Here is a 16,192-nt window from a genome sequence, read left to right as displayed (position 1 = left end):
AAAACTGATCTCTTTAGCTCTCTAAGGTTTTGCGGAGTTCGGTGAGGAAGCCGGCAAATCTTTCGGGCGTCTTTCGGTTCTCAAACTCCGGAATATAGGCGTGTTCCTTTAATAGTTGCTCGGTAGATTTACCTTCCGCTAACGCTTTCAACATAAACGTATTTGAAGCTTCAAGAAAATTTATCATCTCCCGCAGATTTTCCTTTGTGCCAGTCGCAAGTTCGGGAGTGGGCGCATGACCAAAAATAAACTGAGTGTCATCACTGAAGGTCTCAAGGGCTTTCTCCAGTACTTTTATCCAGCTTCTCGAGTCCGATCCGTCAGGCGTTCGGTAGACTGGTATCATGTTGATAAACATAAGGTCGCCCATATGTACTATATTGTCTTTTTCGAAATGATAGATTGCGTCACCAAAAGTGTGGCCGTTCCCGAAATGGTATGCACGTATTTTTTCCCGACCCAGATCTATGGCAAGCGTTTCATCGAAAAGTTCAGTTGCGTACCGCTGCTCAGTCAGTTTATTGCTTTTTTCAGCTGCAAGCCGCTGAAGTTCGGGCACGCGACTGTGTGCCACAACCTTTATTTTTTGATCTTTGAATGCAATGTTTCCCGAGGTGTGATCGCCGTGGTGATGGGTGTTCAAAAGATACAGGACCGGTTTTCCTTTAGCTGAAATTCCGTCTAACACCGGCTGTATCGAATCCGGAAACTGGGAATCGACGACCACAAAACCTTCTTTAGTTTCGAAAATACCTACGGTACCGCCTTTGTTGGTGTAGCGTGAAACATTTCCGCGAACAGTTTTTAAATCGCCGCCTGATGCAAGTTCTAGAGGCTGATAAAGCATGCGCTGAGGCATACAGCTTATGATGGCAGGTAATGTGGCGAGGCCTAGTCCGGCCAGCGCAGTGTTTGAGAGGAATTCTTTGCGTGTCATAATGAGGTGATTTTGGTTAAATTAAAACTACAAAAAATATTAATCCCGATTTGTGTCTCCACCGCATTAAGTTTATTTTTGGCGAAAATTATATATGAACAGAATTGTACTTGCTGCGGCGGTTTTCGCTGCTACTTTTTTAAACGCCCAAAAATTCGAAGCAGGAATTAAAGTGGGTTATGTAAACTCTACATTAGACCTTACTGTTGATGGCCAAAAGCAACAGGTAGATCCTAAGCACAACGTATACATGAGCGTTCCTATCGAGTACCATGCGCACAAAAACGTTTCAATATTCACGGAGCTTGCAATGGCAGGTTTGGGTGGTGAAAACCTGAATTTTGGTGGCGAACGCAGCAGACTACACCTTACGACGGTTTATTTCCCTGTTGGTGTAAAGCTTTATCCGGTAGAAAGATTTGCGTTGGTAGGCGCGTATAATTTTGGCTTTGTGACCAATGCTTTAGGCAAACAGGATGGCGAAGAAGTAGATTTTGAAGACCTTCACAAAGGCAACAGTTCGTTTTCCTTTGGTGCAGAATACCGTTTTACGCCAAACTTTTCAGCGGAAGCGAAATACAATATCGGAACCAGCAATATCGCAAAGGAAAGTCCGGGTGTGGTGATGAAAAACAATTTTCTGCAGATCGGTGTAGGTTACTACTTTCAAAATTAAATCTTCAATGATTAAAGCCGGATTAAGTTCCGGTTTTTTTATGTACAACAGGTGAAGCGGTTTAATTTAAACCATCTATTTTTGTAGCGTGCAAAGCGAAAAAATAATATTAGGGATCGATCCGGGAACCACAATTATGGGTTTCGGACTCATTTCTGTAAAGAAAGGAAAGATGGAAATGATCTCAATCCACGAGCTTATTCTTAAGAAATATCCAAACCACGAAACCAAACTGAAAGTGATCTTCGACAAAACGCTCGCGCTTATCGACGAATTCCATCCTGATGAAGTCGCGCTGGAAGCACCTTTCTTTGGCAAAAACGTGCAATCTATGCTGAAGTTGGGCCGCGCGCAGGGTGTCGCGATGGCCGCCTCGCTGCACCGCAACATTCCGATCACGGAGTATTCACCAAAAAAAATAAAAATGGCGATCACAGGAAACGGAAATGCGAGCAAAGAGCAGGTCGCCGGCATGCTGCAGAGCCTGCTGAACCTCAAAGAATTTCCTACAAAATACCTCGATGCATCAGATGGTCTCGCCGTGGCGGTTTGCCATCACTTCAATTCCGGGAATGCTGTGACAGAAAAGAATTACACCGGTTGGGAGAGTTTTCTGAAAGCAAATCCGGACCGTCTGAAGTAATTTTTCAAGGAGCAACACAGGTATTACACTTGCGGCGGGTGGTACCGGCTTTCAACTCTATCCCGCCGCGGCGGGGATGCCGTTTCAATCCGGGCTAAAAGACCGGAACCTCACCTTTCCACGGTAATGTGCTCTGTTTCAACAAAACGATTTTGTAAAACAATTTACGCCGATTATACAACACATTTACTTGGCTAAACCTAATACTATTTGTAACATTGATACGTTAAAAGCTACAAATCAGATTATGAAAGTTTCACAACCACAACCTGTCATCAGCCACCGAATGAATTGGTTCCAGAAGTTTCTGCTCATCTGTTCGGGAGGCAATATTCATATTTTACGTAAAACACCGTCTGAATGGAACAAGTTCGCCGGCATCGGCGGCATCGTATTGTTCACGGCGATATTTGCTACGCTTTCCGCGGGTTATGCGATGTTCACGGTCTTTGATGATATCTGGATTTCGGTGGCATTCGCCATTGTTTGGGGATTGATGATCTTCAATTTGGACCGCTACATCGTTTCTTCAATTAAGAAAACGGGAACCTGGTGGAATCAGCTGTTGATGTCGCTGCCTCGATTGATTTTGGCTGCATTCCTGGGAATCATCATTTCGAAACCGCTCGAACTCAAAATATTTGAAAAAGAAGTCAACAAACAGCTCAACACGATCATCCAGCGCAATAAAACCCAGCTTCAGGCTGAAATGAACGGTCGGATTATGCAACAATCGGGTCCGTTTGAAACCGAGAAAAAACAGATTGCCGCGCGTGCTGCCGATTATCAGCGAGCGTATGATTCGGCTGCTGTAGAACTTGAAAAAGAAATTCTAGGTAAACAAAGCGGTCTTACTTCCGGCAAAGTCGGTTTTGGTACCAACGCGAAACGTAAAGCGGAACTAAAGGAACAGCGACGTCAGGATCTCGAAAATTATCAGAAATCCGTTGCGCCACGCCTCGAATATTTAGATAAAGAAATCTCGAAAGTCTATACCAATATTGAAACCGAAAGAAACAAAACCGAAACCTTCGAAGATAAATTCAATGGTTTTGCAGCGCGGCTGCAGGCACTCGACGAACTCGGGAAGAATTCTGCAGTCATCGCACTTGCAGCCGCGTTCATCATGGGTCTTTTCATAACGCTCGAGATAGCGCCGGTGCTGGTGAAACTGATTTCCGCTGCCGGACCTTATGATTACCTGCTCGAAAAGACCGAAAACGATTATTGGCTATATTCAAAGGAAAAAATTGAAAAAGGAAATGCCGGTACCGATTGGCGAATCGAGGATTTTAAAGATAAACTGGGCAATTAATTCAGATAAAAAATGTCATTGGAATTCCCAATGACATTTTTCTTTATTATCAGATTCTTAGTTCAAGCCGTTCACCACATTCGCAATATCACCGGCTTTCACGGTTCCTTCTTCCTGACTCACCATTTCGCCGTTCTTATCGAACACGCTGATGATATTAGAGTGTGAAAAAAGTATCGGCGTGATTTCCTTGTATTTCACCGCAAGCACATTGGCCAGTTCACGTGTCGATTCCAGATCTCCGCGAAGCAGCATATAGGGTTCCCGGTCGATATTTTCACGCTGAGCGTATTTTTTCAGGACTTCAGGCGTATCATTCACCGGGTCTATCGAAACCAAAACCAGCTTCGTTTCTTTCAGTTTGTCTTTGTCTATCTTCTTTTCAACGCTTTTCATATCAGCAACAAGAAGCGGACAAGCCGTTTGGCAAGAGGTGAAAATAAGTACAACCACAAGGTTTTTACCTTTCAGGTCTTTCAGATACAGTTCCTTACCCTCCTGGTTTTGCCATTTAGATTCAAGCTGAAAGATGGAGTTGGCGTGTTCGTCCTTTTCCATTGATTTTGCTTCGTTCTCTTTGCACGAAAAAAGCATTAAAAACGAAAATATGATCAGTGCTAAATTTTTCATTTGTTTGTTTAGTTAAGGTCCTTCGCGCACCGGAACCCGAGATTCGAAACCGTGAAATTAGCCTTCAGACTTGCCCGGAACGCGTAACGCATGTACGAAGCGTAATTGAGCGCGTCTGTCGACGTGGTAGCCGCTGCCGCGCAGAAAAGTCCTTTGTCATCGAAAGTTCCGCTGCGCGTGTCGCTGGTGGTCATGATAGAATTAAAGTCATCCGTCCACTCCCAAACCAAATCGAACATATTGTAAGCACCCCAATAATTGGGTTTTGAGACCATCGTAGGTTTCAGCTGGCGTTCTTTTTCGTTGTAAAGATTGATCAGATTAGATGAGTAGGTGGGTTTTTCCCTTGCATTGGCGGTTTCTTCATCGGCCATCGCCACATATTCCCATTCATCCAATGTCGGAAGTCTTTTGCCGGCACTTTTGGCGTAAGCTTTTGCCGCAAACCACGAGACGTACGTCACAGCCGCATCCGGATCCGCATTTTTCGGGAGTGTTTCATCGTCCTGCCAATCCTCCAGATAGGTGTCATCAGCAAAGATAGCTTTCACATTGCTGCGTTTCCATTTAGGGTTTTTCTTTACAAAATCGAGAAACTCACGGTTGGTCACCGGTCTTTCATCGAGCAGGAAATCTTTAATTTCCACCAGCGAACTGTCTTCACCGTAAAATGGCTGATATTCGCCACCTTTGATGGTCACCATCTTTACGTCGGGCCTTATTTTTACTTCCTTCGCAATAGTACTGTAGTTATTCGCCTGGTTTTCGGCCGCGGCCTCCCCGCAGCTTTGCATCAGAAAAAAGAAACTGCCGGACCAGAGAATTGTTTTTAAAAATGCTTGCACAGCAGTTTCTCTTTTAAATGATTACTGAACTTTGTGATAAACTTTAGGGTTTTTCTCACCGGTCACTTTCAGGATGCCGATCGCACCTTTGTTGAATGCCCGGAAGATCGAGTGGTCTACCATGATATATTCTCCGGGTTCTTCCACTTTGAATTCTACGATGGTTGCGCCACCTGCGGGAATCAGGGTAGTTTGTACATTTTCATTGATTTTGCTGCCGCCTTCCATATAAACGCGGTCGAAAATTTCACCGATTACGTGGAAAGAAGAGGCGAGGTTCGGACCTGCATTACCTACATATAGTCTTACGGTTTCACCCACTTTTGCTTCAAGTTTATTTTCACCCATCAACGCGTTTTTCTTTCCGTTGAAAACCACATAGGTCGGCTTTTCATCTACGCCTTTGTCCTGATCAAACTCCTGAAGTCCTTTTTCATCGGTTTTACCTTTTGTATAGAATTCAGACTGCATGATGTAATATTCACGGTCAACTTTTGGAAGTCCGCCGGCAGGTTCTACCAGGATCAAACCGTACATTCCGTTCGCGATGTGCAGCGGAACGGGTGCTGCGGCACAGTGGTAAACATATAATCCGGGATTTAAAGCTTTAAAGTTGAAAATTGCCGTTTTGCCGGGAGCCACATTGGTCGCTTCTGCACCGCCGCCCGGGCCGTTTACCGCATGAAGGTCGATGTTGTGCGGCATTACGCTGTTGCTGGCATTTTTGAGGTGAAGTTCTACCTCATCACCAACGCGCACGCGGATGAAAGAGCCCGGAACAGTGCGGTTGAAAGTCCAGAATTTATAAGTAACGCCGTCCGCCAGCGTACCTTCTTCTTCAGTAGACTCAAGATGAACGATGACTTTTTTAGCCGCACGGTCACCAATTGCCGCTGGAAGCATCGGAGGATTGAAATGTTTTTGAGTTTCGGTTTCACCACTTACTTTGATGTCGATGGCGTTCTCGGTTGCTGTTGCAGAAGAATTTTCGGGATTTTGTTTGCAGGCATGCAGTGTGAGAAGAGCGAGTGCAAGGGTTGCGAGGATCTTATTCATGCTAATAATATTTAATCATTTTTAATAGGACAAAGATATCCGATTTATAGGAATTCTGAAAATTACCCGGTATGAGTTATGTCACCACACATTAAAATCCAGCTAAATTGCAACAGTAATCCCAAAACCATTGTATTCAATTTGTTCTAATCGTCAGGATTACAGAATCAAAGACGCTTTTTTGGGAATAGTATTTGGCAGTACACACATTAGATTTCAGCGTGTAATTTCCTTTATAGATCTTAAAATGATTTTTTGCTTTCCGCGGTACCGGCAAATTGTAAATATGCTTTTGATCTACTGCAATTGCACGAACGATAATGTTGCAGTTCGAAGTGTTTTCTATGACCAAAGCGGTGAATGAATCTTCCGGATCGTTGTCATTGAGGAGATAATTCAGCACTTCAGCGGTTTCCTGGGTTTTGTGTTGCTGATCTTTCGCAAAAAGTGTAGCATATTCCGCGGATTCATCATTTATACTGCCAATAGGATTTCGGGGTCCTGCAACTGACGGCGCGGAAAGTGCGTCGCACTGCACAAGTAGGAGGGAGAGCATCGTCAGCGTCAGTAATTTCTTCATCGTCCTAACAAATATAACCAAATATCTCAAATGGAAAAAGAGGATCATTTTCCCAGTTAAACACGAAAAAAGACCGCAAATATTGCGGCCTCTGTTATATTTATTTTAAAGCTTAAAGCGAATAGTTCGGCGCTTCCTGTGTGATAATTACATCATGCGGATGCGATTCTTTCAGTCCGCTACCTGTAATCATCACCATTTTGCCTTCGCGCTGCAGAGTTTCAATGTCTTTTGTACCGCAGTAACCCATACCGGCCCGAATTCCGCCGGTAAGCTGGAAAACCACTTCTTCCAGTTTTCCTTTGTGGGGAACGCGGCCTTCGATACCTTCCGGCACAAATTTCTTCGCTTCGCTCTGGAAATATCTTTCTTTGCCGCCACGTCTCATCGCCGAAAGTGATCCCATGCCCTGATAAGCCTTGAACTTTCGTCCCTGGAAAATGATTTCCTCACCGGGTGCTTCATCTGTTCCGGCAAGCAAAGAACCGAGCATTACAGCATTTGCGCCGGATGCTAAAGCTTTCACGATATCACCAGACAGCTTTATTCCACCGTCTGCGATCACCGCGACATTTTTGGTTTTTGCATATTCGAAAACATTATAAATCGCAGAAAGCTGAGGAACGCCCACGCCTGCCACAACACGCGTTGTACAGATCGAACCTGGGCCGACGCCTACTTTCAGGATATTTGCACCTGCCTCAATCAAATCTTTGGCGCCATCTGCTGTAACGATATTCCCGCCCACAATATCAAGTTCCGGAAAACCTGCACGAATTTCTTTGATCTTATCTAAGACGCCGCGCGAATGTCCATGCGCTGAATCTACCGCGATAATGTCTACACCAGCTTCCACCAAAGCAGAAACCCGGTCCATCGTGTCTTCGCCCACGCCGACGCCCGCTCCTACAATCAGGCGGCCGCTTTGGTCTTTGTTCGCATTCGGATATTCCAGTTGATTGTCAATATCTTTTATCGTAATCAAACCTACAAGTTTGAATTCTTTATCTACAATTGGCAATTTCTCGACCCGGTTTTGAAGCAGGATCTCTTTCGCCTGCTCGAGGTTGGTTTCTTTATCGGAAGTGATCAGCTTGTCTTTGGTCATCAGTTCTTCCACCTTAGCGCTGAGGTTTTCCTGATACTTCACGTCGCGGTTGGTAATGATCCCAACCAGTGTATTTTCCGCATCCACAACCGGCAAACCGGAGATTTTGAAATGTGACATCATTTCCTTTGCTTCGGCAAGGGTGTGATCTTTAGACAAAGTCACGGGATCTGAGATCATCCCATTTTCGGAGCGTTTTACGCGGTAGACCTGCGCAGCTTGCTCCTCGACCGGCATGTTTTTATGGATAAAACCGATGCCGCCAACACGTGCCATCGCAATTGCCATTTCAGCCTCCGTTACTGTATCCATCGCTGCGGAGACGATGGGTGCGTTAAGCGTAATTTTGTCGGAAAGTCTTGATTTTAGTGAAACTTGATTTGGTAGAACTTCAGAGTATGAAGGGATAAGAAGTACGTCATCGAAAGTGATGGCTGTCTCCACGATTTTGTTATGTATAGACATCTTTACTTTCTGTGCAAAATTAAAGTTTTTTTACCGAAAAGAAAAACAAGTTCGTCTCTTTATAAACCGCAGCATGATCTCCTTATATTTGCCACTTTTGCATGTCTTATGGGCATAACATGTTAATTTAAAATTTTATCTTTGAAATTCTTAAGATACAAATGATTTATTCGCTTAAAGGGACCGTTCAGGAACTTAATCCCACCTCTGTAATTATCGATGTAAACGGTGTAGGATACTATGTCGGCATCAGTTTGCAAACCTCTGAAAAACTGGTCCTCGGCCAGCCGACTTTCCTTCAGGTCCAGCAGATTATCCGCGAGGATGCGCACCTGCTGTTCGGATTTAACACAATTTCGGAAAAAGAAATGTTCAATCTGTTAATTTCTGTTAACGGTGTTGGACCCGTTTCTGCAATCATCATGCTCTCGTCGCTTTCGCTTTCTGAGATTTCTGCGGCGATTATGAACAACAATAGTTTGCTTCTGCAAAAGGTGAAAGGAATCGGTGGAAAAACCGCGGAAAGAATCATCGTTGATCTTCGTGATAAGGTGCAGAAATTCACCGTTTCAGCGGAGAATATTTCTAACTTTGTGAATAATAAAGTGAAGGATGAGGCGTTATCTGCATTAGAGGTTTTGGGCATTTCACGCAAGATGAGTGAGCGGATCGCCGACCGTTTATTGAAGGCTGATGCTGAACTTTCGGTAGAAGATTTAGTGAAGCAAATTTTAAAAAATATTTAACATTTGGAGAAGAATACTTTTTTTCAGCATAAATTTTTCGTTTTTGTAATCCTGTTATTCTGCTCTGTTCCGCTTTCGGCCCAGGTAACGCCATCAGACAGCTCGTCTTTGCGTCAGGATTTTTCATTGCCCAATCCTATCAGGTACGATGCATTTTACGATGTATCAAGCAATATGTACGTGCTTTACCCGAAAATCGGGAATATGGTTGTAGGCAATCCGGTTTCAATGACTTCGGAAGAGTATTACCAGTACATGCTGAATAATCAGCTCAGCGAATATTACCGTGAAAAATCTTCCGTAAATAATCTCGGTTACCGAAAAGATAAGACCGATGCGCTGAGTAAAGGTCTTCTGCCAAGTGTAAACATTAAAAACAAACTTTTCGAATCCATATTTGGCGGCAATAAAATCGAATTGATCCCCCAGGGTTTTGCTTCATTTGATATTGGCGGACTTTACCAAAAAATTGACAATCCGTTAATCCTGCCTCAAAACCGAACCAATTTCGCGATAGATATCCAGCAAAGGATTCAGCTCGGACTTTTGGGTAAGGTGGGAGAAAATCTTCAGCTTAAAGCAAACTACGATACACAAAGCGGTTTCGCATTTGAAAACCGGATGAATCTCGTTTGGCAGGCCAAAGGAACCTGGCGTGATCTGCAGTCTAAAGGTTTAAATGATAAAACCACCGGCGGTGAAGACAAGATCATCAAACGTGTGGAGTTCGGTAACGTAAATATGCCGCTTTCCACGAGCCTCATTCGCGGTTCGGAATCGCTATTTGGTCTAAAGACCGAATTTCAGCTCGGCAAAACCTACGGAACCGTAGTTTTCTCGCAGCAGCAGGGTGAGGCCCGAACCATCGTGGCGCAGGGTGGAGGTGTGATGAATACTTTCAAACTCAACGCCATAGACTACGAAGACAATCAGCACTATTTCCTGAGCCACTACTTTCTGAACAGCTACGATAATGCGCTGCTAAACTATCCGCAAATCAATTCCCGCATCAGCATTACGCGTATCGAAGCGTGGGTTCTGGATCAGGGTTCGGGTAATCTTCAGGATCAAAAAGGAATCTTGGGCATCCGGGATTTGGGTGAAGGCGTATCTGGTTTTCCTGATAACTCACAGAACGGACTTTATCAGGGAATCGTGAATCTTGGTGGTGGAATCCGGGATGTGAATACGGCTTACAACACCATCAACGGACAGTCTTTTCCTAATGCCAACGGCTCACCGGAAACTTATACAGACGGCGAACAGTTTATTTTCAACCGTAAAGCCCGAAAACTTAACCAAAACGAATTTAAATATCATCCGCAGCTCGGTTATATGTCTTTGAATCAAAGGCTGAATGACAATCAGTTGCTGGCGGTCGCATATTCTTACACCTTAAATGGTGATAACAAAGTTTACAAAGTCGGAGAATTTTCGGAGGAAAGTCCGGTTCTTGTCACTAAACTTTTAAAATCAAACATCAAAACCACTACTACGACACCGATGTGGAATTTGATGATGAAGAATATCTACTCGCTGAACTCGAACGATATCAATCAGGACGGATTTTTATTAAATGTTTACCTGCGCGATGCCCAAAACGGAAAGGTGAATTATTTGCCGAACACCTCTGTTCAGGACATTAATTTGCTTAAACTTTTCAATTGGGACCGACTGAACATGAACAATGACCTGCAGCAGAATGGTTCTGTCACTGGTGACGGTATTTTTGATTTTGTTCCCGGCATCACCATTGATCCCGAAAACGGAAAAGTGATCTTCACCAAAGCCAAACCGTTCGGATCTTATCTGCAAGGTGTTTTAGGCAGCAGCGATCCGAAATTTGTGTTCAATGAACTTTATGACCAGTTTAAGAATGTAGCCTCAGAAAACCGTCTGGCATTGGCATATACACTTGAAGGACGTTTCAAAGGTTCTCAGGGAACCGGCATTTCTCTGGGCGCGATCAACGTTCCGCAGGGTTCGGTGAAAGTTACAGCCAATGGCGTTCAGCTTCAGGAAGGTGTAGATTATACGGTAGATTATATGCTCGGTTCAGTGAATATCATCAATGAAACGGTGAAACAGTCGGGTCAGGCGATTAATATTTCACTTGAAAACCAGCTTTCATTCAATACGCAGCGTAAACGTTTTTTAGGCTTGAACCTCGAGCGCAAATTTAATGAGCATCTTACGGTTGGAACTACAGTGGTGAATTATGCCGAAACACCGTTAACACAAAAAGTGAATTTCGGTCAGGAAGCGGTGAATAACACGATGGCTGGTTTCAATATCCTTTATAACAACCAGTTGCCGTTCCTCACGAGACTTACAGACAAAATTCCGCTTGTAAATACGGAAGCGCCTTCCAATATCAGTTTTGCCGCGGAAGCAGCGTATCTGATCCCCGGTCAGAACAAAGGAATTGGTGACCAGTCTTATATTGACGATTTCGAACAGACCACTTCAAAAATATCTTTGAAAGAACCTGCGATGTGGAGTTTGGCTTCAAAACCTGAAAAAAATCCGGAGCCTTACTTCCAGAATGGGACTTTGAACGATAACTTAGCGTACGGGAACGGTCGCGGATTGATTACGTGGTACAATATTGACCCGCGTTTCTACGGAATTGGCGGCACCGCGCCAAGCGGCATCAATGCGCAGGCCGTTTCGAATCACGCTTCACGCCGCGTGCAGACGCAGGAACTTTATAATTCGAGGGATTTCGTGGCGGGCGAACAACTATTCACGAATACTTTCGACATAACTTATTTCCCGGCGGAAAGAGGTCCCTATAATGTAAATCCGGTTGAAGAAAGCACACAGCAGCGCTGGGCCGGACTTATGCGCCCAATTTCGGTTTCGAATTTCATTAATTCAAACATTGAATACGTGGAATTCTGGATGATGGATCCGTATGCTGACGGCAACCCGCTTGGTGCCAATCCTAAACTTTTGCTTCAGCTCGGGAATGTTTCTGAAGATATCCTCAAAGACGGCAAACTGCAATACGAAAATGGATTGCCTACACCGAATGTACCGGCAAATACAACAACCACGAACTGGGGAACACAGCCCAACCAATTCCCTGTCCTATATGCATTCTCTACTGAAAATGAAGAAAGAACAGCACAGGATTTAGGCTTCGACGGTCTTGATGCATTGGGCGAGCAGGAAAGGTTCGGCACAAACTTCATTAATCCTGTGACCAATACGCCCGATCCTGCTTCAGATGACTTTGTTTTTTATCTGTCTGATAAATTCCAGGGTGCGCAAGCTTCATCGCTGACGGAACGTTACAAATATTTCCGCAACCCGGAAGGAAACTCCCAGAGCAACAGCCTAGAAGTAGCCACCCAAACACCGGATGCTGAAGACATCAACCGCGATTACAACCTTGACCAGAACGAAAATTATACACAATACACCATTAATCTTGATAAAGCCAGCCTTGCGAAAGGTCAGAAATTCATCGTCGATGAAAAGGAAGTAGAGGTAAAATTCCAGAACGGGCAGACGGGCAGCAACAAGTGGTATCTTTTCCGCATCCCGGTGACGCAGTTCGATGATGACCCGAATGCTGGTGGTGTTCGCGATCTTTCGATCTTAAATAACGTTCGCTTTGCGAGAATGCTTCTTACAGGTTTTGACCAAACTTCTACAGTTCGTTTCGGAACTTTAGACCTTGTTCGAAGCGATTGGAGAAAGTACACGAAAGACATCGCGGCCTTAGGTAATGACAGCGAAGGTGTAAACCAGATCGACAATAAAAATCTGGATGTAGGAAGTGTGAATCTTGAAGAAAACGGCCTGAACCAGCCGCCATACGTCTTGCCTCCGGGAATCGACAGACAGATCCTCAGTGGAAATGCGGGCGCACAGAGACAGAACGAAGCATCATTATACTTAAAGGCGGCGCCGATGGAACCGAAAACGTCACGTGGTGTCTTCAAAAATGTTGCACTGGATATGCGCCGTTACAAAAAACTTGAGCTTTTCGTGCATGCGGAAGACCTTCGTGATGTGAGCAGCAGCAGACTGGATCCTGATGCCAAATTCTTCATCCGTTTTGGTAGCGATGCGACGGACAACTATTATGAATATGAAACTTCGCTGAAATACACCGCGAAAAATGCTACTTCACCGCTAGAAATCTGGCCTTCTGAAAACAATGTGGATCTTATGATTCAAAGTTTCGTGGATGCAAAACTTCGCCGCGACGGAAATGACCAGATTCAGATCGATGAAAGAACAGAAGATTTCGAATTCGGAAGTTTGGATCCGGATAAGAAGATCTTCATCAAAGGTCGCCCAAGTCTCGGAAATGTAACGACTATTATGCTCGGGATGCGAAACAACGCCACAGCCGAAACAAAAGAAGTGGTTTTGTGGGTGAATGAGATCCGGCTTTCGGAAATCGAGAATAAAGGTGGTTATGCCGGAAATGCAAGCCTTAATTTCAATCTTGGGGATTTTGCACTGGTAAATGCTAACGCGTCTTACTCTACAATCGGCTTTGGAGGAATCACTGAAAAGCCGGCCGAAAGAGCGCAGTCTACTTTATCAGCTTACAACGTAAACACTACGGTGAACGTAGATAAATTCCTGCCGGAAAAATTAGGGATAAAAATTCCGGTGAATTACTCTTACACACAGACCATCGAAGATCCGAAATACAATCCGCTTGATAACGATGTGACTTTTGAAGAAGCGCCAAACAAAGACGAACTTAAAACCGTCGCGCGTACCTACACACAACAGCGAAGCATCGGCGTGGTGAACATGCGCAAAGAACGTATGAATGCCGCGAAAAAACCGAAATTCTATGACGTAGAGAATCTGTCACTTACTACGGTTTATAATGACGATTATTTCCGCGATGTCTATACCAAGAAAAACTACCGCCAGTATCTGCGCGGCTATGTAGATTACAACTACAATTTCAAGCCGTGGGTGCTACGTCCGTTCAACAAAATAGTAAGTGATACCGCGAAATCTTATAAATATTTAAGGTTCATCAAAGAAGTCAACTTTAACCCTGTTCCGACGCGTTTGTCATTCAGAACAGAAATTGACAGGAATTATAACGAGCTTGAATTCAGGAATATTGAAGCCATATTAAATGGAACCGGCGGACAGAATTTCGATGTGATCAAAAACCGGAATTTCTATTTCGGCTGGCAGTATGGTTTAGGATTTAATTTTACTAAATCTCTGAAACTTGAGATCAATTCGGCCATGCGTACGCTGAACGATCACCTTAACGTGGCGGATATGAACTCGAAATCGATATTCTCTGATCCGTTGCGTGCTGGCCGTCCGGTACTTTACAACCACCGCGTGCAGCTGAACTACCGCTTCCCGTTCGAATATTTGCCGTATCTCGACTTTATCAACGCAGAACTCGGCTATGGATTCACCTATAACTGGAATGCGCGGAGTACAGTGATGACGGGCTTTACGAATCCGGAAACCGGCATCAGTGAAAGCTTGGGAAGCATCGGGCAGAATACAAATAATGTAGTTGCTACTTCAACTGTTGATGTGCCTAAATTCTTCAGTAAGTTTAAATATTTCCAGAATATCAACGCCAAGATGCAGAAACGCAAGCAGGAAATAGATTCCTTGAACAACGTTTACAACCTTGCGTGGCAGAAGAAAAATACGAAGCGGAACTTCAAATCCTATAAGTTTAAAAACAAACTGAACCCGATGCAGAGCATCGCGTACGCATTGACTTCGATCAAACAGTTTGACATTTCGTACAACGAAAACAACGGGACTGTGCTTCCGGGACTGCTTTCTGCGCCAAATTGGTATGGTTACGGCCAGACTTTGGGAGGCCCGACGTATGGATTCCTTTTAGGTTCGCAGGCCGATATCCGCAGAACGGTAATTGAAAACGGCTGGATCTCAGATTCTCCGTATATGAATGATCCGTACACCCAGCTGAAGAACCAAAACTTCCTCGCCAATGTGCAGATCGTGCCGGTGAATGAGTTCAGGATTGATGTAAATTTCCTTAAAAATTACAACAGCATCTTCACGCAGGGCGGTTATAATGTGGATGCAGATTCTAACTCCGCGAACGGGTTCCAGTTCTCTTTCGGGACGGATATGATCACCTATTCACGCACTGCATGGACATTCGGAACGGCGTTCCAGGACGGCACAAACATCTACGAAACGATGGTGAATAACGCCCGCCAGATTTATCAGCAAACGGGTGCGTCCTACAACGAAGCTGAGTTTGCAGCCGGAAAAGGTCTCGGAGATGCGTATATTTTGATTCCGGCCTTCCAGGCGGCAATCGAAGGTAAATCTGTAAACGGTGAGCTCACGGATCCTAAAAAATCCGGCTTCCCGCTGCCGAACTGGCGTGTGACGTATTCAGGGCTTAAAAATATCCCGTTGGTGAACAGCCAGTTCTCTAAATTCGATATTCTTCACGGCTACAGTTCTACTTACACCGCTTCCGGGATCCAGTCGAGCGTTGACTATTATAACCTTCAAAACAATGCGGATGCGCCGAGATTTGATACTTTCAGGAATGAATTTAATCCGTATACGTTCTCGCAGGTAGGTTATGTGGAAACTTTCGCGCCACTTATCGGTGCTGACGTTACCATGCGAAACAACATGCAGTTCCGTGCGCAGTATAACCGTGACCGTATGTATATGCTCGGACTCATCAATCATACTCTCACCGAAGACGCGGGTAATGAGTATATCGTAGGTTTTGGTTATATACTGAAAGATTTGAAGATGAAAATCAACTTTAAAGGTAAGGCCCGAAACATCAAGAGTGACCTCAATATCCGCGGAGATTTCTCACTTAGAGACAGCCAAACACGCATCACGAACATCCTGCAGAATGATTCTCAGGTGACGGGCGGACAGCGTATGATGAGCGTGAAACTTTCGGCGGACTATAATATGTCGCAGAATTTTAATCTAAGGTTTTTCTACGACCAGCTGCTCACGAAGTATAAAATTTCGACCTCCTTCCCGCTATCAACAATTCGGGCCGGAATATCAGCAACATTCACCTTCTCGGGTGCAGGCGGATTCTAATCAAACTAAAACTCAGGACTTCAGTTCTGAGTTTTTTTATTTTTAAAATGACCGGTGAAGCGTTTTTAATTTTTATTCAACTCCCGATATTTATTTTTTCGCGAGGCAGCGCATTTC

10 protein-coding genes and 1 pseudogene are annotated in these 16,192 nt (G+C 44.4%); 5 read left to right on the top strand and 6 right to left on the bottom strand.

Going from position 1 to position 16,192, the window contains the following annotated elements:
- Window positions 1-13: 13 nt before the first annotated feature.
- Window positions 14-937, bottom strand: coding sequence for an MBL fold metallo-hydrolase (locus QEP06_RS05420; RefSeq protein ID WP_285269406.1), 924 nt, complete (start codon window positions 935-937; stop codon window positions 14-16).
- A gap of 94 nt (window positions 938-1,031) precedes the next feature.
- Between QEP06_RS05420 and QEP06_RS05415 the strand changes: the two genes are divergently transcribed.
- The 3 genes from QEP06_RS05415 to QEP06_RS05405 all read left to right on the top strand — a co-directional run bounded on the left by QEP06_RS05415 (window position 1,032) and on the right by QEP06_RS05405 (window position 3,571).
- Window positions 1,032-1,613, top strand: a complete 582-nt coding sequence (locus QEP06_RS05415; protein ID WP_251832870.1) for an outer membrane beta-barrel protein — start codon at window positions 1,032-1,034, stop codon at window positions 1,611-1,613.
- A gap of 88 nt (window positions 1,614-1,701) precedes the next feature.
- Entirely contained in the window at window positions 1,702-2,256 is a 555-nt protein-coding gene (gene ruvC / locus QEP06_RS05410) for a crossover junction endodeoxyribonuclease RuvC (protein ID WP_285269405.1), read from the top strand.
- Window positions 2,257-2,503: 247 nt separating this feature from the next.
- On the top strand, window positions 2,504-3,571 hold the full coding sequence (locus QEP06_RS05405) for a DUF4407 domain-containing protein (protein ID WP_285269404.1): 1,068 nt from the start codon (window positions 2,504-2,506) through the stop codon (window positions 3,569-3,571).
- A 57-nt stretch (window positions 3,572-3,628) separates the two neighbouring features.
- On the opposite strand, the gene QEP06_RS05400 is transcribed toward QEP06_RS05405, so the two are convergent.
- The 5 genes and pseudogenes from QEP06_RS05400 to guaB all read right to left on the bottom strand — a co-directional run bounded on the left by QEP06_RS05400 (window position 3,629) and on the right by guaB (window position 8,255).
- Entirely contained in the window at window positions 3,629-4,201 is a 573-nt protein-coding gene (locus QEP06_RS05400) for an SCO family protein (RefSeq protein WP_285269403.1), read from the bottom strand.
- A gap of 8 nt (window positions 4,202-4,209) precedes the next feature.
- Window positions 4,210-4,995 (bottom strand): formylglycine-generating enzyme family protein, encoded by a 786-nt coding sequence (locus QEP06_RS05395; protein ID WP_285269402.1) that lies wholly within the window; start codon window positions 4,993-4,995, stop codon window positions 4,210-4,212.
- 87 nt (window positions 4,996-5,082) lie between these two features.
- Window positions 5,083-6,102: pseudogene (gene nirK, locus QEP06_RS05390) on the bottom strand (copper-containing nitrite reductase); the annotation flags it as partial.
- A 136-nt stretch (window positions 6,103-6,238) separates the two neighbouring features.
- The gene (locus QEP06_RS05385) at window positions 6,239-6,682 is read right to left on the bottom strand and encodes a DUF6759 domain-containing protein (RefSeq protein WP_285269401.1); all 444 of its coding nucleotides are present in this window, start codon (window positions 6,680-6,682) and stop codon (window positions 6,239-6,241) included.
- A 112-nt stretch (window positions 6,683-6,794) separates the two neighbouring features.
- Window positions 6,795-8,255 carry an IMP dehydrogenase gene (gene guaB / locus QEP06_RS05380; RefSeq protein ID WP_285269400.1) on the bottom strand — a complete coding sequence of 487 codons (1,461 nt, stop codon included), beginning with the start codon at window positions 8,253-8,255 and terminating at the stop codon, window positions 6,795-6,797.
- A 161-nt stretch (window positions 8,256-8,416) separates the two neighbouring features.
- Here guaB and ruvA point away from each other — a divergent pair, with 161 nt between their 5' ends.
- Window positions 8,417-9,001 carry a Holliday junction branch migration protein RuvA gene (ruvA, locus tag QEP06_RS05375; RefSeq protein ID WP_251832877.1) on the top strand — a complete coding sequence of 195 codons (585 nt, stop codon included), beginning with the start codon at window positions 8,417-8,419 and terminating at the stop codon, window positions 8,999-9,001.
- A 3-nt stretch (window positions 9,002-9,004) separates the two neighbouring features.
- Window positions 9,005-16,075 carry a T9SS outer membrane translocon Sov/SprA gene (gene sov, locus QEP06_RS05370; protein WP_425256188.1) on the top strand — a complete coding sequence of 2,357 codons (7,071 nt, stop codon included), beginning with the start codon at window positions 9,005-9,007 and terminating at the stop codon, window positions 16,073-16,075.
- The last annotated feature ends 117 nt before the right edge of the window (window positions 16,076-16,192 follow it).

This window comes from Kaistella rhinocerotis (assembly GCF_030243905.1).
Lineage (GTDB): Bacteria > Bacteroidota > Bacteroidia > Flavobacteriales > Weeksellaceae > Kaistella > Kaistella rhinocerotis.
This window is presented reverse-complemented; position numbering and strand designations above follow the sequence as displayed.